The sequence below is a fragment of the Marinobacter sp. CP1 genome (genome assembly GCF_001266795.1).
In the GTDB taxonomy this organism is placed as follows: Bacteria; Pseudomonadota; Gammaproteobacteria; order Pseudomonadales; family Oleiphilaceae; genus Marinobacter; species Marinobacter flavimaris.
This window is the reverse complement of record NZ_CP011929.1, coordinates 2,174,056-2,195,252: the sequence shown is the minus strand read 5'-3', so window position 1 is coordinate 2,195,252 and position 21,197 is coordinate 2,174,056. Positions and strand designations below refer to the sequence as shown.

General features: G+C 59.7%; 17 protein-coding genes. 8 read left to right on the top strand and 9 right to left on the bottom strand.

Annotated features, from left to right (window positions below):
* Positions 1–12: 12 nt before the first annotated feature.
* On the top strand, positions 13–2,538 hold the full coding sequence (gene nirB, locus ACP86_RS10130) for a nitrite reductase large subunit NirB (RefSeq protein WP_053113568.1): 2,526 nt from the start codon (positions 13–15) through the stop codon (positions 2,536–2,538).
* Between the two features lie 224 nt (positions 2,539–2,762).
* On the top strand, positions 2,763–3,131 hold the full coding sequence (gene nirD / locus ACP86_RS10125) for a nitrite reductase small subunit NirD (protein ID WP_008176927.1): 369 nt from the start codon (positions 2,763–2,765) through the stop codon (positions 3,129–3,131).
* A gap of 135 nt (positions 3,132–3,266) precedes the next feature.
* Here the strand turns inward: nirD and ACP86_RS10120 are convergent, their stop codons facing one another.
* Together ACP86_RS10120 and ACP86_RS10115 are read right to left on the bottom strand one after the other, a co-directional pair.
* Positions 3,267–6,431, bottom strand: a complete 3,165-nt coding sequence (locus ACP86_RS10120; RefSeq protein WP_053113566.1) for an efflux RND transporter permease subunit — start codon at positions 6,429–6,431, stop codon at positions 3,267–3,269.
* Positions 6,431–7,507: an efflux RND transporter periplasmic adaptor subunit gene (locus tag ACP86_RS10115; RefSeq protein WP_227507862.1), complete on the bottom strand. Its 1,077-nt coding sequence runs from the start codon at positions 7,505–7,507 to the stop codon at positions 6,431–6,433. The genes ACP86_RS10120 and ACP86_RS10115 overlap by 1 nt, the downstream gene beginning before the upstream one ends.
* 51 nt (positions 7,508–7,558) lie before the next feature.
* Between ACP86_RS10115 and ACP86_RS23200 the strand changes: the two genes are divergently transcribed.
* Positions 7,559–7,699 carry a hypothetical protein gene (locus ACP86_RS23200; RefSeq protein WP_176443080.1) on the top strand — a complete coding sequence of 47 codons (141 nt, stop codon included), beginning with the start codon at positions 7,559–7,561 and terminating at the stop codon, positions 7,697–7,699.
* On the top strand, positions 7,696–9,063 hold the full coding sequence (locus ACP86_RS10110) for a WS/DGAT/MGAT family O-acyltransferase (RefSeq protein ID WP_053113562.1): 1,368 nt from the start codon (positions 7,696–7,698) through the stop codon (positions 9,061–9,063). Before ACP86_RS23200 ends, ACP86_RS10110 begins: the two co-directional genes overlap by 4 nt.
* Before the next feature lie 10 nt (positions 9,064–9,073).
* Here the strand turns inward: ACP86_RS10110 and ACP86_RS10105 are convergent, their stop codons facing one another.
* Together ACP86_RS10105 and ACP86_RS10100 are read right to left on the bottom strand one after the other, a co-directional pair.
* Positions 9,074–9,481, bottom strand: coding sequence for an NINE protein (locus ACP86_RS10105; protein ID WP_176443079.1), 408 nt, complete (start codon positions 9,479–9,481; stop codon positions 9,074–9,076).
* Positions 9,482–9,847: 366 nt separating this feature from the next.
* The gene (locus ACP86_RS10100) at positions 9,848–10,954 is read right to left on the bottom strand and encodes a helix-turn-helix domain-containing protein (RefSeq protein WP_053113558.1); all 1,107 of its coding nucleotides are present in this window, start codon (positions 10,952–10,954) and stop codon (positions 9,848–9,850) included.
* Between the two features lie 225 nt (positions 10,955–11,179).
* Here ACP86_RS10100 and ACP86_RS10095 point away from each other — a divergent pair, with 225 nt between their 5' ends.
* Entirely contained in the window at positions 11,180–12,085 is a 906-nt protein-coding gene (locus ACP86_RS10095) for a metal-dependent hydrolase (RefSeq protein ID WP_053113555.1), read from the top strand.
* Between the two features lie 128 nt (positions 12,086–12,213).
* Here ACP86_RS10095 and ACP86_RS10090 read toward each other — a convergent pair whose 3' ends face one another.
* The 3 genes from ACP86_RS10090 to ACP86_RS10080 form a co-directional block, all read right to left on the bottom strand.
* Complete coding sequence (locus tag ACP86_RS10090) at positions 12,214–12,999, bottom strand: class II glutamine amidotransferase (protein WP_008176917.1); 786 nt, start codon at positions 12,997–12,999, stop codon at positions 12,214–12,216.
* A 48-nt stretch (positions 13,000–13,047) separates the two neighbouring features.
* Positions 13,048–14,148, bottom strand: coding sequence for a GGDEF domain-containing protein (locus ACP86_RS10085; protein ID WP_008176916.1), 1,101 nt, complete (start codon positions 14,146–14,148; stop codon positions 13,048–13,050).
* Between the two features lie 101 nt (positions 14,149–14,249).
* The gene (locus tag ACP86_RS10080) at positions 14,250–15,065 is read right to left on the bottom strand and encodes an SDR family NAD(P)-dependent oxidoreductase (RefSeq protein ID WP_053113553.1); all 816 of its coding nucleotides are present in this window, start codon (positions 15,063–15,065) and stop codon (positions 14,250–14,252) included.
* A gap of 205 nt (positions 15,066–15,270) precedes the next feature.
* On the opposite strand from ACP86_RS10080, the gene ACP86_RS10075 reads away from it, so the two are divergent.
* Together ACP86_RS10075 and ACP86_RS10070 are read left to right on the top strand one after the other, a co-directional pair.
* Positions 15,271–15,729 (top strand): NfeD family protein, encoded by a 459-nt coding sequence (locus ACP86_RS10075; protein ID WP_008176913.1) that lies wholly within the window; start codon positions 15,271–15,273, stop codon positions 15,727–15,729.
* Positions 15,730–15,731: 2 nt separating this feature from the next.
* On the top strand, positions 15,732–16,766 hold the full coding sequence (locus ACP86_RS10070) for an SPFH domain-containing protein (RefSeq protein ID WP_014578987.1): 1,035 nt from the start codon (positions 15,732–15,734) through the stop codon (positions 16,764–16,766).
* A 14-nt stretch (positions 16,767–16,780) separates the two neighbouring features.
* On the opposite strand, the gene yfbR is transcribed toward ACP86_RS10070, so the two are convergent.
* Complete coding sequence (yfbR, locus tag ACP86_RS10065; RefSeq protein ID WP_014578986.1) at positions 16,781–17,374, bottom strand: 5'-deoxynucleotidase; 594 nt, start codon at positions 17,372–17,374, stop codon at positions 16,781–16,783.
* A gap of 143 nt (positions 17,375–17,517) precedes the next feature.
* Here yfbR and ACP86_RS10060 point away from each other — a divergent pair, with 143 nt between their 5' ends.
* Positions 17,518–18,306, top strand: coding sequence for a substrate-binding periplasmic protein (locus ACP86_RS10060; RefSeq protein ID WP_053113551.1), 789 nt, complete (start codon positions 17,518–17,520; stop codon positions 18,304–18,306).
* 2 nt (positions 18,307–18,308) lie between these two features.
* On the opposite strand, the gene ACP86_RS10055 is transcribed toward ACP86_RS10060, so the two are convergent.
* Entirely contained in the window at positions 18,309–21,134 is a 2,826-nt protein-coding gene (locus ACP86_RS10055) for a DUF748 domain-containing protein (RefSeq protein ID WP_053113549.1), read from the bottom strand.
* Between the last annotated feature and the right edge of the window lie 63 nt (positions 21,135–21,197).

Sequence of the window (21,197 nt, the reverse complement as noted above, 5' to 3'; positions counted from 1 at the left end):
GAGGACAGACCCATGAGCAAGAAAACCCTGATAGTCGTCGGCAACGGCATGGTCGGCCATCACTTCCTGGAACAATTCTGCGCCAGCCCGGCCGCTGCCGATTTCGAGATCATCGTGTTCGGCGAGGAAAAACAGCTGGCCTATGACCGGGTCCACCTGTCCGAGTATTTCGGCGGCTCCAGCCATGCCGATCTCGCCATGGGTACCCTGGAGTGGTACACCGAGCAGGGGATTCAACTGCACCTGAACGAACAGGTAACCGGCATAAACCGGGAAAATCGCACTCTGGAAACGCCCCGTGGCAGCTACCGGTACGACGAACTGGTGCTGGCCACCGGCTCCTATCCGTTTGTACCCCCTATCAAGGGCAATGACCGCCCGCACTGCCTGGTTTACCGGACCCTGGATGATCTGGATGCCATTCGCGCCAGTTCAGAAGGTGCCCGCACGGGCGTGGTGGTAGGCGGTGGCCTGCTGGGTCTTGAAGCTGCCAATGCGCTCAAGAGCCTCGGACTGGAAGCCCACGTGGTGGAATTTGCGCCCCGGCTGATGCCGGTTCAGCTTGATGCCGATGGCGGCGCGCTGCTGCGCCACAAGATCGAGGAGTTGGGCGTTCAGGTACACACCGAGAAGGCCACCACAGCGATCACCGAGGGCGAGGATGCCCGTCTGCGCATGAATTTCAGCGACGAATCCTTCCTCGAGACAGACCTGATCGTCTTCTCCGCAGGCATTCGGCCCCAGGACGCCCTGGCCCGGGCCAGCGGCCTGGAGATCGGCGAGCGCGGCGGCATCGTGATCGACAACCACTGCACCACCTCGGACCCCCATGTGCACGCTATTGGCGAGTGCGCACTCTGGGAGCAGAAAATTTTCGGCCTGGTGGCCCCCGGCTACACCATGGCCCGCACATTGTCTTCCGCCCTGAACGGCGATCGAGACACTGCTTTCACCGGTGCCGACATGAGCACCAAGCTCAAATTGCTGGGTGTAGACGTGGGTTCCATCGGCGACGCCCATGCCCAGACCCCGGGCGCTCGCAACATCCGCTTTAACGATGAACAGGCCGGCCACTATCGGCGCATGGTGATCAGCGAGGATGGCAAGACCCTGCTGGGCGCCATTCTGGTGGGCGACAACAGCCACTACGACACTCTGCTGCAATACGCCCTCAATGGCATCACCCTGCCGGAGAATCCGGAAACGCTGATCCTGCCGGAGAGCCAGGGCGGCGCGCCGGCCCTGGGCCCGGATGCCCTTCCGGAAACCGCCTCGATCTGCTCCTGCCACAACGTGACCAAGGGCGATATTTGCGGCGCCATTGATGCCGGTTGCTCGGACCTTGGCAGCGTCAAGGCCGAAACCAAGGCCAGCACGGGCTGCGGCGGCTGCACCGCCCTGCTCAAGAACGTGGTGGACAGTGAGCTGGAAAAACGCGGCGTGGAGGTCAGCAAGGATCTGTGCGAGCACTTCCCGTACAGTCGCCAGGAGTTGTTCCACCTGGTGAAGGTGAACGGCATCCGCACCTTCCGCACCCTGATCAGTCAGCACGGCAAGGGCCACGGCTGCGACATCTGCAAACCGGCCGTGGCCTCGATTCTGGCCACCTGCTGGAACGAGCACATCCTGGCCACCGACCACGTGCCGCTTCAGGACACCAACGACACCTTCATGGCCAACATGCAGAAGAACGGCACCTATTCCATCGTGCCGCGCATCCCCGGTGGCGAGATTACACCGGACAAGCTGATTGTGCTGGGTGAGGTGGCGAAGGAATACGATCTTTACACCAAGATCACCGGTGGCCAGCGGGTGGACCTGTTCGGCGCCACCCTGAGCCAGTTGCCGGAGATCTGGGAAAAACTGATTGCTGCCGGGTTCGAGACCGGCCATGCCTATGGCAAGTCACTGCGTACCGTGAAGTCCTGCGTTGGCAATACCTGGTGTCGCTACGGCGTTCAGGACAGCGTGGGCATGGCGATTCGCCTGGAGGACCGCTACAAAGGCCTGCGGGCGCCCCACAAGGTGAAGATGGCGGTCTCGGGCTGTACCCGGGAATGCGCGGAAGCCCAGAGCAAGGACTTTGGTGTGATTGCCACGGAGAACGGCTGGAACCTGTATGTCTGCGGCAACGGTGGCATGCGGCCCCGCCACGCCGATCTGTTTGCCACGGATCTGTCTGACGAGGAGCTGATCCGGACCATTGACCGGGTGGTGATGTTCTATGTGCGCACGGCCGACCGGCTGCAGCGCACCAGTGTCTGGATGGAAAATCTGGAGGGCGGCCTGGAGTACCTGAAGCAGGTGGTTCTTGAGGACAGTCTGGGGATCGGCGCTGAGCTGGAGGAGCACATGGAGGGGATTGTTGGGACCTACCAGTGCGAGTGGAAGACGGCCGTCGAGGATCCGGAGAAGCGGAAGCGGTTCCGGGAGTTTGTTAATGCGCCTTCGCAGTGCGATCCGGTTCAGGAGTGGACTGTTGAGCGGGGGCAGCGTCGGCCTTTACTCGAAAACGAGCTGGAGAGCGAGGCCGTGTAGATTTCTTGTTGGGGGGCGGAGCGCGGGGGCAGATATCTTTTCCCTCGGGAAAAAGAACTCGCTGCGCTCAGACACCTTTTTCCTGTCGGTAAAAGATATCCACCCCCACGCTCATCAAATCACCCGTTAACGCCATAAGACAAATAAAACCGAATTTTGAAGCTGAATCACCCCACAAACCAGAAATATTCGGTTGATTCGCAATAGCGACATTGGAGGAGCACATGAAACCACGCACTCGTTGGGAAGCCGTCTGTACCGTTGACGACCTGGTGCCGGAATCTGGCATCGCGGTATGGACCGAAGAAGGTCCGGTGGCGGTGTTTTATCTGCCGCATCGGCTGCCGGCGTTGTTTGCCATCAGCCATACGGACCCGTTCAGCGGCGCCAATGTGCTGGCCCGGGGGATTACCGGGGATCTGAAAGGGGAGCCGGTGGTGGCGTCGCCGTTGTACAAGCAACATTTCAGTCTGCTTACGGGTGTCTGTCTGGAAGACGATACCGTGCGGGTCAAAACCTACCCTGTCCTGCTGGACGGCAACCAGATCCGCTTGGAAGTACGGGCCAACCAGCGAGAATCCATCGCGGCCTAGGCCCTTAACAATGCCGGCGAAAGCCGGCGCGTGGTATGGGAAGTCTTTGTGCAGGGGAAAAGATGTCTGAGCGAAGCGAGTTGCTTTTCCCCGGAAGAAAGACTTCCCATGGCGCGTGACGGCGATACTCCGAGGCTAAACCTCTCTGGAGCGACGCCAACGCTCCCGCCAGCCAAGAACAAAGATGGTCAGTGACGGCAGAAAAGTCACGGTTACGATCGCTGCCCCCAGCAGGCCAAACAGAACGATAGCGCCCACGCCGCGATAGAGCTCGGTGCCTTCGCCGGGCAGGAACACCAGGGGCGAGAGGCCGCAGATGGTGGTCAGGGTGGTCATGGCAATCGGGCGCAGGCGGGTCTGGACGGCGGCGGTGACGGCCTGTACTACGGTAACGCCTTTCTGGCGCAGGTTCTGCCGGGCCTGGTCCACCACCAGGATCGGGTTGTTCACCACGGTTCCCATCAGTATCAGGAAGCCCAGCATGGTAATCATGTCGAAGGGTTGTCGCAGAGGCTGGAGGCCGATCATGGGCAGCAGGCCACCGACCAGGTTCATCAGGGCCAGGCCCACAATGCCACCGGCCACGCCAAGCGGTATTGCGGTCATGATCAGCAGCGGGAATCCCCAGTGCGCGAAGATGGCCACCAGCAGCAGGTAGACAATGGCAATGGCAATGATGAAATTGCCGGTCAGAGCCTCCCGTGTGGCATTAAGCTGATCGCTGGCGCCGGAAATATCCACGTTCACATTCGCGGGCAATGCGCCGCTGTCCCGCATGAACTGCAACAGTTCCGTGCGTACCCTCTCAACGCCGGCTTCGAGCGGCACATCGTCCGGGGGAATCACGTTCAGAGTCACCGTGCGGCGACCGTCCACCCGGCGGACCGTGCTGGTATCGACGGTTTCCTCGATGGTAGCCAGGCTGGAGAGCGGCAGGGTAGCACCCTGGGGGGTGTGCACCATGACATCCGGCAGGCTGTCCAGTGACGGGTTGCGACCCTCGCTGCCGTAGACGTAGATATCGATCTTTTCGTCGTCCAGGAAGAAATCGTCGACGTAGCTGCCCTCGGTTAGAGAGGCTACGGTGAAGCCAATGCTTTCTGCTCCCAGACCCAGTTCAGCCGCGCGATCCCAGTCGGGCATAATCTGGATCAGCGGTTGCGCCAGGGACAGCGTGGAGGGCTGGCTCTGGATGCGGGGGTTGTCGAAGATCTCCTCGGCCCGCTGGTAAGCGGCATTGGCGGCGCTGTAGACCGACACCAGGTCCGGGCCGGAGATGTCCAGGTTGATGCTGCGGGTGCCGCCGTCGTTGCTGGAAATGATGGAGCCCTTGGCCGCGAAGGCGCGCATGCCCGGGAACTGTTCATAGAACCGGGTGATCTCGTCCATCAGGGCTTCGATGTGCCTTGGATTCAGGGTCTCGGCGATGATCCGGATCCTGGTGGGCGTTACCTGCATGTTGAGATAGGCCATGGGCGGCACGCTGGTTTCGCCCGCGGCGTAGGCCTGGCCGTCCGCGTTCACGTGGGGCAGGAAGTAGTCTTCCACCTGGCGGGCAATGGCTTCCATCTCCTGCAGGTTGTAACCCGGCGGCGCCGACATGGCGGCAAAGGTCTTGGGCTCCTCGCCTTCCGGCAGGTATTCGGCGGGTGGGGTCAGCACAAAAATCACCCACAGGCTGAAGCCGACGGTGGCTGCCATCACCAGAAGCCGGCGCACCGTGCCATTCACCAGCCATCGCACCGCCCCCATGGCGGCCCCGCTCCAGCGACCCGAGGTTTCGTTGCCGTATTCATCGGTGGTCACGCCCCGGCGGCCGAAATCCAGCCGGGCACAGAGGGTGGGTATGATGGTGATTGCCACCAACATGGAGGCGAGAATGGCAGCAGAGATGGCAATGGCCACGTCGGAATACAGCTGGCCCGCCTCTTCCTCGATAAACAGGATCGGCAGGAACACCAGGATGGTTGTGGTGGTGGACGCCAGCACCGCCGGCCAGACTTCACGCACGCCCTTGAGGGCCGATTCGAAACGGTCCAGCCCCAAACGCCGGTGTCGCTCGATGTTCTCAAGCACCACGATGCTGTTGTCCACCGTCATGCCGATGGCAAAGGCGATACCGGCCAGAGAGATCACGTTGATGGTGCGGCCGGTGATCAGCAGCCCGATAAACGCGGCTATGGCACACAGCGGTATGCCCACCACCCCGGCAAACGTGGCCCGGCCGGACCTCAGAAACAGGAACATCACCAGGGTTGCGAAGGCGGCACCGATACCCAGATTGGTCCAGACATTGGCAACCGAGGCTTCCACGTACCGGGCATCGTCTGCGGTCAGGCCCAGGGTCATGCCCGCAGGTTCCAGCACTTCGCGGTTGATGGCGGCGACTTCGTCCATCATGGCGTGCTTGATATCGATAACGTTGGATCCGCTCTCCCGACGCACCTGCAGGCCGATCACCCGCTGGCCATTGACGACGGACAGTTCCCTAATCCGTGAGTGACCCTGCTGCACCTGGGCAACCTCGCCCAGGCGCACCACGCTGTCACCCTGTCGGCGCACCACCAGTTGCTCCAGGGATTCAACATCATCAAAGCGACCCACCGTGCGCAGCAGGTACCGGCGCTTGCCGGAATCAATCTCGCCACCGGAAATGTCCTGGTTGCGGCTGACAATGGCATCACGCAGATCGAGCAAGCTCAGGCCACGCTGGGCCAGGGCGGCTTCGTCCACGATAACCTGCATTTGCCGGTCGGCACCGCCGCCGACGGTCACCTCGGAAACCCCCGGCACGCTCTCCATCCTGGGCCGCACGCGGTCCTCGATAAAATCGCGCATCAGCTCGATGTCCAGCTCACGGGGATTGCCTTCGAGGGTGGCGATGCGAAAATACATGAATGCGTTGGAGGAGAACGACGCCGCAACTATGCGCGGCTCATCGACGTTCCTCGGATAATCCGGCACCTGGCTCAGGGCATTATTGATCTGGATCAGGGTCTCGGTGATATCCACCCCGAACGGAAATTCCAGCTCAATCTCCGCTGCGCCACTGGAGGCGGTGGAGGTCATCCGGCTCAGGTTCGGAACATTGCGCAGGAACCGTTCCTGCTCGATCAGGATGTCTTTCTCGATGTCCTGGGGCGTGGCGCCTGGCCAGCTGGTTTCCACCGTGACCGTCCGCACCTCCAGATCCGGAATCATCTGGACCGGAATCCGCAGTGCTGCAGCAGCCCCAAGGATCGCGACAATCAGGGCAATAACGGTGACCAGAGTGCCGTGGCGGATAATGCCGGCAAACATCAGCGGCTCTCCCGTTCGGCAATGCGAACGCTGATGCCCTCGCTCAGGGACTCGTTGCCACGGACCACCACCTGCTGGTCCGCTTCAAGACCACTAGTGACCTCTACCCGGCCCTCGAAGCCGGTGCCAAGGCGCACCCGCTTTTCGCTCACGGTCCAGGTGTCTTCATCCCCCGGTTCGGCGATCCACACGGTGGTTCGTCCTTCGGGATACCGGTTGATGGCATCGCGGGAAACCGTCAGGCCACGTTCACCGGTAGTGACCCGCAGTACCGCCTGTACCGACATCCCCGGGAGCAGCTTCACGGATTCGGGCTTGATGGCGCGGAGGAGAAAGGTTCTGGACTGGGGATCGTTGACCGGTACCAGAACATCGATGGTGGCGCTGCTCAGTGCCTGGTCATCCTGCACCAGCAGCCGGCTGTTGTCGTCGATGCGTTTGTAGAAGGACTGGGGTACCTGGAAATCCAGACGAAGGTTGTCGGTATCCACCAGAGTCAGCAGCTGGTCACCGGGGGTAACCCATTCCCCGAGATCCCGGGAGCGCTGGCTGACCACACCGTCGAAGGGCGCGGTCACGCGGTGGCGCCCGGCCCGGACTTCCACCTGGCGGCGGGCGGCTTCCAGGCGAGCCAGGGTCGCTTCGCTGGCGGCCACTTCACTTTCCCGTGCACTGACTTCGGTGGCCGCGATATTGCGGCCTGCGCCGACGGATCTGGCCTCACGCAGGCGACGCCGGGCTTCCTCCAGGCGACTGCGGGCCTCTTCTGCCTCGGCTCTTGCCGCGGCCAACTCCCAGGTAACCAATTCGTCATCCAGCTCGACCAACACATCGCCCCGGTCAACACGATCACCGGTTTCCACCCGAACCTCGTCCAGCAGGCCCGCAACCGCCGCCGACATGCCAGATACCCGAAGGGCATTCACCGTACCATTCAGGGTCACTTCCTGAACGATATCTTCTGAAGAGACGGTTTCCAGCTGAACACCAGGCAGGTCCTGGGCAGCGGTGAGCACCGGAAACAGGCTGCACAAAAACAGAACAACACCCTGCAGGCTCTTCATGGGGGTAGCCACGTCCTTTTCTCCAAGATTCATTTCGATGGATGCAATTACTAACCTTAGTTCATGGCTTACGAAGAAAAACCCCGTCCAGACCTTGGCCCGCGTTTGACCTGGCCGGTGCGGAGAATGCGAACCGTGGTCAATCACGTTGCCAGCTATCTGCGCTACTATTGTCACAACACCGACAACAAGGACGCCCTGTGAAACCTCTTAGCCCTACGGATCAGCTTTTTCTCTGGCTGGAAAAGCGGCAGCAGCCCATGCACGTGGGCGGTCTTCAGCTGTTCTCTTTTCCCGACGACGCACCGGATGATTACGTCGCACAGCTGGCCGACCGGCTCAGGCAGTACACGAAGGTGACTCCGCCGTTTAATCAGCGTCTGGATTACCGTTTCGGCCAGCCGGTCTGGGTGGAAGACGAGCACCTGGACCTGGAACACCACTTCCGCTTCGAGGCACTGCCGACACCCGGGCGGGTCAGGGAACTCTTGTCGTTTGTCTCGGCGGAACATTCCCACCTGATGGACCGGGAACGTCCGCTGTGGGAGTTTCATCTGATTGAAGGCCTGGGGGAACGGCAGTTTGCGGTGTATATCAAGGTGCACCATGCCCTGGTGGATGGTGTATCCGCAATGCGGATGGTCACCCAGATGCTCTGCCAGGACACCGGCGAGCGGGACATGCCGCCGATCTGGGCCATGCCACCACGCCCGGAGCGTGAGAAGGATGATGGCGGCCCCTCGCTATGGCGAAGCATTGGCCACCTGCTGGGTGAATCCGGGAAGCAACTGGGTACCGTGCCCACCGTCGCCCGGGAACTGCTGCGAACCATCAATAACGCCCGCAAAGACCCCGCGTACTCCTCCATATTCCACGCGCCCCGCAGCATTCTTAACCAGAAGATCACCGGCTCCCGACGCTTCGCCGCACAGTCCTATGACCTCAGCCGGATAAAGGCAGTGTGTAAAATCTACGGAACCACGGTGAATGATGTGGTGATGGCCATGTGCGCCACCGCGCTGCGCAGCTACCTGATGAACCAGGACGCCCTGCCGGAAAAGCCGCTGATCGCCATGGTGCCGGTGTCCCTGCGCAAGGATGACAGCTCCGGCGGCAACCAGGTCGGCGTTATCCTCGCCTCACTGCACACCGATGTCACCAGCCCGGTGACACGACTGATGCAGATCCATGAGGACGTGAAAGCCGCCAAGGACCGCTACGCCGACATGTCTGCGGAAGAAATCATCAACTACACCGCCCTGACCCTGGCGCCGGCGGCGTTCAATCTGCTCACCGGCATGGCACCGAAATGGCAGACCTTGAACGTGGTGATTTCCAACGTTCCCGGCCCGCGAGAGACTTGCTACTGGAACGGCGCCACGATGGACGGCATGTACCCGGTCTCCATCGCCATGGATCGCCTGGCCCTGAACATGACCCTGACCAGCTACGGCGACCAGGTGGAATTCGGCCTTATCGGCTGCCGCCGCACGCTACCCAGCCTGCAGCGGATGCTCGACTATCTGGAAGAGGCCCTGGTCGAACTGGAAACCGCCGCCGGCCTTTAGGCAAAACCGATCAACCGAACCGGCGTTCTTCGTTCCGGATGGAAATCTGGTTGTTCAGGGTCCAGAAGTCATACAGCACGCCGATCAGGAACAGGCCGCCGGTAAACAGGTAGATGATGCCGGTAATCCACTTGCCCATGTACATCCGATGAATCCCGAACACCCCCAGGAAGGTCAGCAGGATCCAGCTTATGTTGTAGCTGACCTCACCTTCCCGGAACCGAAGATCCGCCTCCCGGTCCATGGCCGGGATCAGGAACAGGTCGATGATCCAGCCGATGAACAGCAGCCCCAGGGTAAAGAACCAGATGGTGCCGGTAACGGGTTTGCCGTAGTAAAACCGGTGTGAGCCCAGGAATCCGAAGATCCAGAGCAGGTAGCCGATCAGTTTGCTGTGGGTGTCTGGGCGTTCTGTCATATCCGTTCTCATCCTTCTGGATTCGTAGCCGATTTACACTATAGACCCAGCCTGCATGTGCTGGGGGCTGGCCGGGGGGAAGGAATATTTTCCCTCGGGAAAAACAACTCGCTTCGCTCAGACATCTTTTTCCTGTCGGGAAAATATTCCTTCCCCCCGTCCGTCGAACCATTGTGGCATAGGATTAGAAAAACAAATTAAGAACGAGCAATAACTCTTCTGACGGCATTCTCAGCTGTCAGCAGGGCGTGGGGTGGGGCATAAATTTTTCGGGGAAAAAGATGTCTGAGCGAAGCGAGTTGCTTTTTACCCGAAAAATTTATGCCCCACCCTGCGACCACGCTCCAAACCAAGAGGCCCAAAAAATCAGGGCCCAACCTCTGGGGCAGGATCCGGACCACCCTCGCGAAACTCGCTGGCCGACTTGCCGGTCCACTTCCGGAAGGCGCGGCTGAAGTTGGAAAGGTCGGCATAGCCCAGCTCGTAGGCAATCTCGCTGACCGATTGGTTGGTATACCGGAGCAGCTGGATCGCCCGGTCTTTCAGCACCGATTCGACAATTTCCCGATAGCTGGTATCCCGGTCCGCCAGCCGGCGTTTCAGGGTGCGCGACGAGACGCAGAAGCGTTCGGCCATGGCTTCCAGTGACGGCAACGGCCCGGGCATCATTCGGAGCATGTTGCGGATCGCCAGGACGATATCGCCCTGTTCCTTCAGCGCCTTCTGCAGCTCGAATTCGCATTGGTCCCGGGCCATTCGGGAGGCTTCCGCATCGGCCAGGCGCATACGCACATCGAGAAGCTCCCGGGGGAACACCATCATTTCGTCGGCCTGGCCGTACTCGAACCGAACCGGAAGCTGGTCGGCAAACCGCTGGTACCAGGGCGGCTCCGGAGCGCTCAGGCGAACGGTGACACCCGGCAGTTTGCCGTCTTCCAGGGCAAAGCCGTGTTTGGCGGCGTCCTCGCGGTCCAGGAGCTGTTCGGTCAGCAGAATCAGGGTGGCGCTGACGGTCTCGGCCAGAAACGGGTAGAGGCCGGGCACTTCGAATTCGGTGCAGAGTTTTACCAGTACCTGATCCCCCGCTTCGGACTGGCTCATACTGAGAAACGGCACCCGCAGATGCAGGTATCGGCGCACAGAATCCAGGGCATCGGCGAAGGTGGGGCTGGTGAGGGCCGCGAAGCCCAGGGTGCCGTGGATTGTCAGCCGCAACTCCCTGGCCAGCGTGAAGCTGAGACCGTCCTGGCCGGCCAGGTTCACGGCCCGTTTGGCCATGATGATGGCATCGGTGACAAACACCCGACTGTCGTTGGACTTGAGATCGTCCGGGCTGAACTCCAGGCCTTCATAGAGTAACCGGTCGTTATAGCCCAGCTGGCGCACTGTCTCGGCCAGAACCCGCAGGTAAGCGCCCGGCACCAGGAACAATCCCAGCATCTGCCGTTCTTTGTCCGGACCGCTTGCGCTCATTGGCATTCCTTATGATTGAGGTGGCTGAAGCACTTCAACTGACTCTATCAGATGCCTCCCGCCGGAACAGTGGGGCCCGGCACACCCGGATCGCCGTCAGCATGGCCAATCAATTTCCAGCCCGTGTCCCATCCTGATCGACCACCGTCCCCTTTGCGCATTCCTGCCAGACATTGACTGCCCCACACTGGAGCCATGACATCAGCCAGAGTGAGGAGTACGCAGATGCTGAGCACTAAAACCACAGAAAAGAAGACGGCTCCGGTTACCAGAGCCTCCAACACACCCGATAACGTCACCATCACAGCCCAGCGCATGGGCTTTGAGTTCGGTGAGCAGGTTCCCCGTTACTGGGTCGATAACAGCTACACCATCAGCCACATCATGAATGCGCTCTCGGTCCTGTTTCCGCAGGGCGAGCAGTTCTTCGTGGATTCGGTAAGAGCGTTCCGGGACCAGATCTCCGATCCCAAACTGAAAGAGGAGATACGCGGGTTCATCGGCCAGGAGGCCATGCACTCACTGGAGCACATCGCCATGAACCAGCACGTTCGTGACCAGGGCATGCCGGTGGAAGAGCTGGAAAAACACCTGGAAGTGGTTCTGGGGATCGCCAGGAAGCTGCCCAAGCGTCACCAGCTGGCCATCACCTGTGCCCTCGAGCACCTGACCGCCATGATGGCCGACATGTTGCTGGAGCGTGACGATGTGCGCCAGGACATGGATGAATCCATGCGTCCGCTGTGGGTCTGGCACGCGATTGAAGAAACCGAGCACAAGGCGGTTGCCTACGATGTGTTCCAGGCGGCTGGCGGCACTTATGCCGAAAGAGCCTTTTATCTCATGTTCAGCACCGCCGCACTGGGCGTGATGAGCACCTATTTTACCAGCCGGATGATGCTGAACGACCGCAAGAACTTCTCGTTGAAGGACACCGCCACCGGTCTCTGGCGCCTGTGGGGCATAAACGGCACCTTCTCAAGCCTGATTCCCACATGGCTGGAGTACTTCAAACCCGGCTTCCATCCCTGGGATCACGACAACAGCGATCTGATTGCCCGTTTCAAGGAAGAAATCCAGGCGCATATTGCACCGCAGTATCAGAAGGGTAATCGCCGGACTCTGCAGTAATCTTCGGAGTTACGCGGACAAGCAGGTGGGGAGGTCTTTGTTCCGGGAAAAACAACTCGCTGCGCTCAGACATCTTTTTCCCTGCACAAAGACCTCCCCACCCACTCATCCGCTTGATCTGGCAGAGATCAGCTGCCCGCTTTGGCCACTCCGGATCGAATGACCTCACCTTTCTTCCATAACCGCCATTCACCTGGCTGGTAAACATCCCACTTTTCATCTGTGGTCAGAGGTTCAGTAACGATCACGCTGACGATGTCGTTGGGCGTCGTTTCCGATTCGAAATCCACCGTTACATCGGCGTCTTTCAGACGGGCAGGACCAAACGGGGCTCTCCGGGTGATGCTGGCCATTTTGGTGGTGCAGTAAGTGAACAGCCAATCACCGTTACTCAGTAGGAGGTTGAAAACGCCCTGGCTGGCGTAGGCGACGGACAACCGGACCAGGCGGTCGATGATTTCATCGGTTCCGTTATTGCGATCGCAGTGCGTTCGAAGGTGGTTAAGAATATCGCAGAACAGCGCCTCGCTGTCGGTGGTTCCGACCGGCTCATAGAACCCTGGAGTCGAACCGAAGCCGGAGAGCTGGCCATTGTGGGCGAACACCCAGTAGCGACCCCAGAGTTCGCGCATGAAGGGATGGGTGTTGGCCAGGCAGGTGTCGCCGACGTTGGCCTGGCGAATGTGGCAGATGGCCACTTCGCTTTTTATTGGATGAGTCTGGACCACTGCGGCGATTCGGGAATTGGCGCTGGCATCGGCGTCGTGGAAGGCCCGTACGCCTTTGCCTTCGTAAAAGGCGACGCCCCAGCCGTCCTTGTGCGGGCCGGTCTGTCCACCCCGACGGGTCAGGCCGGTAAAGCTGAAACACAGGTCAGTGGGGGTGTTGGCGCTCATGGCCAGTAATTCGCACATGGGTTACGTCATTCTTGCCGGAGGATGTCTGCCACAAGAATAACGTAATCAACTCGCTTCGACAGTGAGAATCTCAAGCTGGCGGGGATTGTGGCCGGCGCCGACCACACAGTTACGCCCCGCTCGCTTGCCACTGTAGAGCCACCGATCGGCAACCCGGAACAGGCTTTCGGCCTCGCGACCATGGTCTGGCCACTGGGCTATCCCGAAGGAGGCAGTCACCCGGATGCGGGCTTCCCCGTAGGGCAGTTCAAGGTCAGATATCCGCTGGCGCAGCTCGTCCATCAGGACAAAGGCATCCGCCGGCTTCACATCTCTCAGAATCAGGCCGAACTCCTCGCCACCCAGGCGGCCGACAAAATCGGTGCTCCTCAGCCGTTCGGTCATGCATCGGCTGATGTTTTTCAGAACAAAGTCTCCGGCCTCATGGCCCAGAGTGTCGTTAACGACCTTGAAGTGGTCAATATCCATCACCACCAGCGCAAAACCGGCTCCACTGCGATCGCACTCGGCAATGGTGCGATTCAACGTACCCTGGAAGTTGCTGCGATTGGCGAGGCCGGTCAGTGCGTCAGTCTGGGCCATGTCCACCAGGCGCTGCTCGGACTCTTCGCGGCGCACCTCATACAGGTGAATGAAGGCCAGCATCAGTGCACCGCACAACACCATGTTGAGCAGATCGATCATCGCGTGGGGGCTGCCGACCTGGCCAAGGTGAATGTAATAGATAACGCCCCCGACGAGCATAAAGGGTGCGCTGAGAATCATGCCTTCTTTCTTGCCAAGCAACAGGTAGGCGAGAACCGGCATCATCAGCACCCAGACGAAAGCGGACACCGAGGCTTCCGGTAACAGCATGATCACCAGGAAGAACGCGAACAAAGGCACCAGATAGGCATAGACCCACTGCTGCAGATGAGGAGTGGATTTCAGGCGCCAGACGCCGAAAAAAAGCAAAGTGCTGGCAAACAGCTCAGCAACCGCCACCCATGGGTAGCCATTGAGAAACTGCAGGCAAGCAAAAATCACCAGAGCCGAGCCGGTGATCAGAAAAAGCAGCCGCATCAGTGAGCGGCGATGGCTGTCGCGCAGACCCGAGCGGCTCTGTTCCAGAGTGGCCCCCAGGTCAGAATGGTGAGGCGTATTCATGCTGACTCTTCCTTGGATCAGCTTCCGAGTATAGCCCCGAAAAACTGTTTGTAAAACGTACAGCGAGCCCAAGCTTCAGGCCCGCCGCACGCATCGAGTCTTCAGATATAGAGGTTCTTGCGGGAGAAACGCTCCACCAGCGGCTGGTAAGCAGAACCCAGCAGGCGGTTGATCGCATCAATACCCCAGGCGTCCGGGCCCACCAATATGCGGGACTCATTCTTGAGGATGCCTTTTACAATGATTTCTGCGGCTTTCTCGGGCGTGGTCATGGCGAGTTTATCGAAGCCTTTACGCTGGGCGACGGCGTTCTCGGACTTGCCCATGCGCGCTGCATTGACAATGTTGGTGCGGATACCACCAGGATGCACACAACTCACCGCCACCGGCTGGTTCTCCAGCTTCATTTCCTGGCGCAGGGCTTCGGTGAATCCTCGCACCGCAAACTTGGCGGCGTTGTAGGCGCTCTGCTTGGGCACTCCAATCAGGCCAAATACACTGGAAACGTTCACCACATGGCCATCGCCCGAGGCAATCAGATGGGGCAGGAAGGCCCGGGTACCGTGAGCAACCCCCCAGAAATCAATGTCCATGACCCATTTGAAGTCTTCGTCGGTCATCTCACGGACCGTGGCAGACAGGGCAACGCCCGCGTTGTTGATGACCAGATTGACCTGACCGAAATCTTTCACAACCTCCTCCGCATGGGCAAAGATGGCATCGCGATCAGACACGTCCAGCCGGTAGGTTTTTACATCAGCGCCGCTTAGCGCTGCAGCGGTTTCGGCCAGGCCTGACTCATTGACGTCGGACAGCGCCAGTCGGCAGCCCCGGTCCGCCAGCGATTTGGCGAGCGCGCGGCCGATACCCGAACCGGCACCGGTAACAACGGCAACTTTGTTCTTCAGATTCTTCATGGTCACAGACCTCTTAATTGTAGGCACATCAATTAAAGCAGATACTCTAACAATTGCCTGCTTGCGGGATATGGCTTTAGTGAACCAGGCCACATGGCATTCCGGCCACCCTCTGACGCGGCACCCGGTTTCCGGTACAATCCCTTGCCGTTGGCCGGTGCACGACACCGGCCCTCTACCTCCCCCGAATCTGTGGATTTTCTGTATGGAATGGAGTCTTACGCATTTCTGGCTGATCCTGGCGCTGGTGCTGGGCCTGGCTGAACTGGCCTCAGGTGTCCTGTTACTTCTGGCCCTGGGCATTGCGGCCGCGCTGACCGCCTTGCTGGCCTTTCTGGGAGCACCATTCGAATGGCAGCTGGCCGGTATGGGGCTGTTCTCGGGAATTCTGGTACCTGTCGCCATTCGCTGGATCCGTCCGCGCTTCTCACCCAAAGGTGTGGCATATGGCACAACCGGTACCGGCGTGGAGCAAGGCCGGCGTTATCAGACCCTGAAGCGGGATTTCGATGGAGCCACAGGCATCAAGGTCAATGGCGATTTCTATCGCCTGCGAGTGACTGACACCGGGGAAACCGACCTTCCGGAAGGAACCGACGTCATTTTCAAACAGTTTGACGGCACTACCGCCGTTGTTGAGACGATCACACACAAGGAACAGTAAACATGGAACAGTATCTTTCACCCGGACTGGTTATCAGTCTGATCGTAGTCGCCATTGGCATTTTCATCATTGCCAAGGGTCTGGTCATTGTCCGCCAGTCGGAGGTAATGGTGATTGAGCGCCTGGGGTCGTTCAACCGGATCCTCGAAAGCGGTGTGAACATCATTATTCCCTTCATCGAGCGCCCACGGCCGATCACCATGATCCGCTACGTGCGCATGGGTGAGGATTATCATCCGGTGATGAGCGATGAAACCCGCATCGACCGCCGGGAAACGGTCATGGACTTTCCGGGACAGCCCGTGGTAACCACCGACAACGTGACGGTGAAGATCAACGGCGCCCTCTACTACCAGATCATCGACCCGCGCCGGGCCGTGTACGAAGTGGCCAACATGAGCCAGGCGGTGGAAGTGCTGGCCAAGACCACCCTGCGCTCGGTGGTCGGCAAGATGGAACTGGACAAGCTGTTTGAATCCCGCAGCGAGGTGAATAACGCGATCCAGGCCGAGATGGAAGAGGCCGCTTCCAAGTGGGGTGTGAAACTCACCCGGGTGGAGGTTCAGGACATCAGCATGCCGGAAGAAGTGGAAGAAGCCATGCGATTGCAGATGGCTGCGGAGCGGAAACGCCGGGCCACGGTCACCGAAGCCGAGGGTGAAAAGTCAGCAGCCATCGCCATGGCCCAGGGCCAGCGGGAGTCCGCCATCCTCAACGCCCAGGGCGACAAGGAATCGGCCATTCTCCGGGCGCAGGGCGAGCAGGAGTCCATCCGTCTGGTACTCAGTGCCATGGGCGATTCCGAGGAAAACAAGCAGACCGTCATTGGTTACCTGCTGGGCCAGAGCTATATCAAGGTTCTGCCGAATATGGCGAAAGAAGGCGAGCGGGTGTTTGTGCCCTATGAATCCTCGGCCCTTCTGGGCTCCATGGGCATGTTCCGCGAACTGGCCGGTAGCCCGGAAGACACCGTTCGGCAGCATTTGCAGCGCGATGGCCTGCGTGGCGGGCTGGTCGGCTCGGCCGGTAACAGCTAAAGCCTGAGGGCCTCTCAACCCAGCAGATTATCCAGGGGTTGCTCGTAACTGGGGGCGAACACCTTCAGAAAATAAGCAACCTCTGGCAACCCGTCCTCGTCCAACCGCTTGCGGATCTGTCGGGCGGCGGGCTCGAATTCCTTGTTGCCGGCGCGGATCTCCGCCTGGCACTTCAGCCACGCCGACAACCTGTCGGCGGCCTTGATCAGTTCCTTGTCTTCTGCCGGTAGCTGCGATTCCCGAACGTAGGGTGAAAAATCCTCCCGCAAATCCTCCGGCAGCAGTGCCAGCAATTCGGCCTCCGCCTTGTGTTCAATATCTCCGAAGGCCTCTCGCATCACCTTTGAATGGTATTTCACCGGTGTCGGCATATCGCCGGTGATCACCTCTGTTGCGTCATGATAAAGAGCTGCTGCGGCAATACGATCGGCGTTCACCCGGCCGCCAAAATGCCGGTTACGGATGATGGCAAGCGCATGGGCGAGGGTCGCCACCTCCCAGGAGTGGGTGGCCACGTTTTCCTCAATGGCATTACGCATCAGCCCCCAGCGCTTGATCCAGCGCAGGCGGGAGACATAAGCAAAAAAATGGCTGACACCGTTACCCATCACTTACAGATCCGTTTTGCATAAGTTAATAATCTTTTGCTTCAGGTGCACAAAATCCCCGTGCTATTCTGAATGCGTATTCAATTGTTACACACCCGGGGAGCATCGTGCTCACAAAAGCACCGATTTGGAAACTACTGGCCATGTTTTCTGCCGCAATTATGCTGGCGGCGGCGCCGGTTTTTGCCGATGAAACCGAAATCACCGTGGGCGTTTACCACTTCCCCCCGATTGCCAGTGTTGACGCCAACGGGAAACCCAGCGGGCTGCTCGGAGACCTGCTGCAAGAACTTGAGCAGGCCAACCCAGCGGTATCTTTCCGGGTCTTTCATACCTCGCCCAAGCGTCGCTACCTGGATTTCGAGGCCGGCCTGTACGACGTTATCTTCTTTGAGAGCCCCGGCTGGGGCTGGACCAAGAGAAACGTCGACATCTCCCGACCGATCCTGGCAGATGAAGAGCTGTATGTCGCTCTCAAAAAACCAGGCCGAGACGATTCGTTCTTTGACGATCTGGAACAGCGGTCGATTGTCGCCATTTCAGGCTATCACTATGGTTTTACCGGTTACGAAACCGACAACTCCGTGCTGGAGCAAAAATTCAACATCGAATTCTCCGACAGCCACAGCCGCAACATCAACCTGATCAAGGCGGACCGGCCGTCCGTTGCCGAAGTCGCCATTGTCAGCCATTCCTACCTCCAGCGGCACCTGGCACGACACCCGGAAGACTGGGACAAATTGCTGGTTTCACGGGAGCCGGACCAGCGCTACCAGCTCAGCATCATCGCCCGCAAAGGCGGCGCTGCGAGCGCCGACGAGATGCTGCGGCTTCTGGCGCCACTGGTCGATAACGGTCGCTACCGGCAAATCGTGGAAAACTGGGGCCTCCAGTTGCCAGCCGGTTTTCTGACCAGTTTCGAGACCCCCTGAGTTCAACGAACGTCCAGGTTGAAGGCGACGATAACGTTTCCTTCGCTGCCCACGTCCGCATTACGTGCCGGATCCAGCAGGAACAACTGATCAGCCGGCACACCGTGGGTCTGCTGGAGAACATTACGCAGGGTCACGCCTCTCGAGGACGCCAGATTGCTCAACGCTTCCGGAGCGAGTGAACGCTCACCGGCAAGATACGCCTCCCGGGCAGCTTGCCATTCCTCCTCGGACACATCCCGCTGGCCACCCGCTGTCAGGTCTTCCCGAAGCAGGGCAAGGCCATCCGCCTGAGGCTGAACATTACCCCGAATATTCAGCAGCAGGTCCGGGCGCTCCAGCATCGCGTCTGCCAGCGCCGCCAGCTTTTCAGCCTCGCCTTCGGCCAGTTGGATACTGCCAGGGATAAACCTCACCTTCCCGAGCTCCTCCCCGCTCAGGCCGGCGAGCTCGGCAATCGAGCCGAGCATACTGAACGGTGAGGCCGCTGCCTTGGCCAGAAGGTTCACGAACGCCCGCATCACAACTTTTCCGACGCTGAAGTCCGGGTCAGACAGGTCGCCGCTGATGGGCAAGTCGACTTCAATCACTCCCTTACTGTCCCGAAGCAGCGCGAGGCCGAGTTTTACCGGCGCATTAACGGCCTGATCACTGGCGATGGCCGAACCCAGCTCGAGACGATCCATCACCACCAGATTGGACGCATCGATCCTGGATCCGGCAATTTCATAATCAAGATTCAGGTTCAGCTTGCCACTGTCCACGCCATAACCCAGGTAACGACCAAAGTAAGGCGAAAGCGCAGGCAGGGACAATTCCTGCATATTCAGTTTCAGATCGCTGACATCCTCGGTACCAAGGGTGCCAATGGTGCCTTCAAAGTCCAGGTCCGCCACGCCGCCGACCCGGCCCCGGATAGAGACCTTGCCCTGTTGTGGGGAAATGTTGCTGAGGCCTGTCACGCTGCCGTTCAGCTCATCAAACGAGGTGGTAAACGCCGGCGCCAACGTGCGGTCGGTATACGCCAGCTCGCCATTTTCCAGCATCAGCTGGCCAATACGGAAAATGAACCCCGGCTCGGAATCCTCCCCCTGCTGAGCATCTGCGGTCGCCTCCTGCTGACCACTGGCCGCTGACGCTTTGGCGATCCGCTCGACGTTGTGGATATTGTCGGTATTGCGGACAACGTTGATGACCGGCTGGGCCAGGGTCACCGTTCCTATTTCCAGGCGTGCCGGATACACGTTGTATTCAATAGGTGCCAGGCGCAGGGTTTGCCAGGAAACCAGCGAACCGGAACTGTCGGGCAGCTTCAGATCCAGACCGGCCACTTCCGCGGTGCCGCTGAAGGTGCCCGTGAGAGGCTCCTGCTGCCCATCCAGATCAAGGTTGCCGTCAACGCCCAGCGTGCCGCTGGTAATGGCGAGGTTGGCGCCTTCCTGAACGTAGGGCTCAAAGGCGGCCAGAGCGATGCCGTTTCCGGAGATGGCGGCTTCCAGGGTAAACGGTGCAGGTGTCAGCTGGCCGTTCAGTGACAGTTGGCCGCCACTGGCCAGGCTTCCGGTTATTTCGTAAGAGACCGGTTCTTCAAGTTGATGGCTCAGTGGCCCGATGGATGCGGAAAGCTGCTCTACGGCAATTTCAGTCGCTGTCGCCGGTTGACTGTCCTGCCAGAGAATACGCCCACCGGAGAGCGCGACGCCCGCCACTGACCAGCGGAATGGCTGTCCGCCGGTGGACGCTTCGCCGCCGCCCTCCGTCTCACCGTTGTTGGTGGCCAGCGGCGCCAACCAGTCAATCTCTCCGTTTGCGCTCCTGGCCACGGCCACATCGAGCTTGTCCAGAGAAACCTGGCCGATACGGATTTCGCGGCCATTCAAGTCGAACCCGACAGCATCCACAGAAAGCTCAGCGTTGGTCAATCTCGCCTGCTCACTCTGTTCATCCAGCGCGACGGCCAGATTCTCGAGTTGCAGCTGACCGTTGGTCGTCTCCAGGAAAAAGCCGTCGCCGGCCTGGATTTCATAGTCGGAGCTCAGGGTGACGCTGCCACCACGCAGATCATAGGGAAAGAAAGGAGCCAGGAAATGAGCCAGGGTTTCATAGCCCACCGATGACACCTTGAGCGTGCCGTTCGAGTAGAACGGGGCTACGCTCAGATCACCCTGCCACTCAATGGTCTGACTGCCCAGCGCCGCCAGCAGGGAGTAATCGCTGTCCTGCCCCTCGCGACGCCAGGTGGCCAGATCACTCAGGGTAAGATCCATCGGGGTAATCCGGAACTCGGCCATGTCGGCCTGGGTAAAATCCCGGAACAACATTTCGCCGCCGTTGAGTTCAATTTTCCCGAAGTACAGCCGTGGTGGCGCCGCCGCGTCATCCGATTGCGACGCTTCAGGCGCTGGCTCTGCAGGTCCCGGGTTGGCCGCCTGCCAGTCTCTCGCAAAATTGACGCTGTAGTCCTCCAGCAGATCCACCCGAACATAGGGCTCATCCAGCTGGATGGCTTCAAACCCGGCAATACCCCGAACCAGCTGGAAAAAGTTCATGTCCAACATGAGCCGGTCAAAGGCAACCACCTGCTCACCCTGGGGATCTTTTGCCGACAGACCCAGCGCCTCGACTCGAAGGGTGAACGGGTTGGTTCGGATATCAGTGATTTCTGCCTGCCAGCCCATACGCTGGTCCAGCTGCTCGGGTACCAGACGCTCCAGCCACCAGGGAAGTAGCAGGAAACCGGCCAGGGCATAGAGGATGAAAAGCACCAGGAATCCGATCAACAGATTCCTGGGCATATGACTGCGTTTACGGCTCTGGGCCACGGACATCTCCTTCTAAACGGCGGATTCCCGGGGCAATATTGCCCACCTGCCTGTTCACAAGGATAGTCG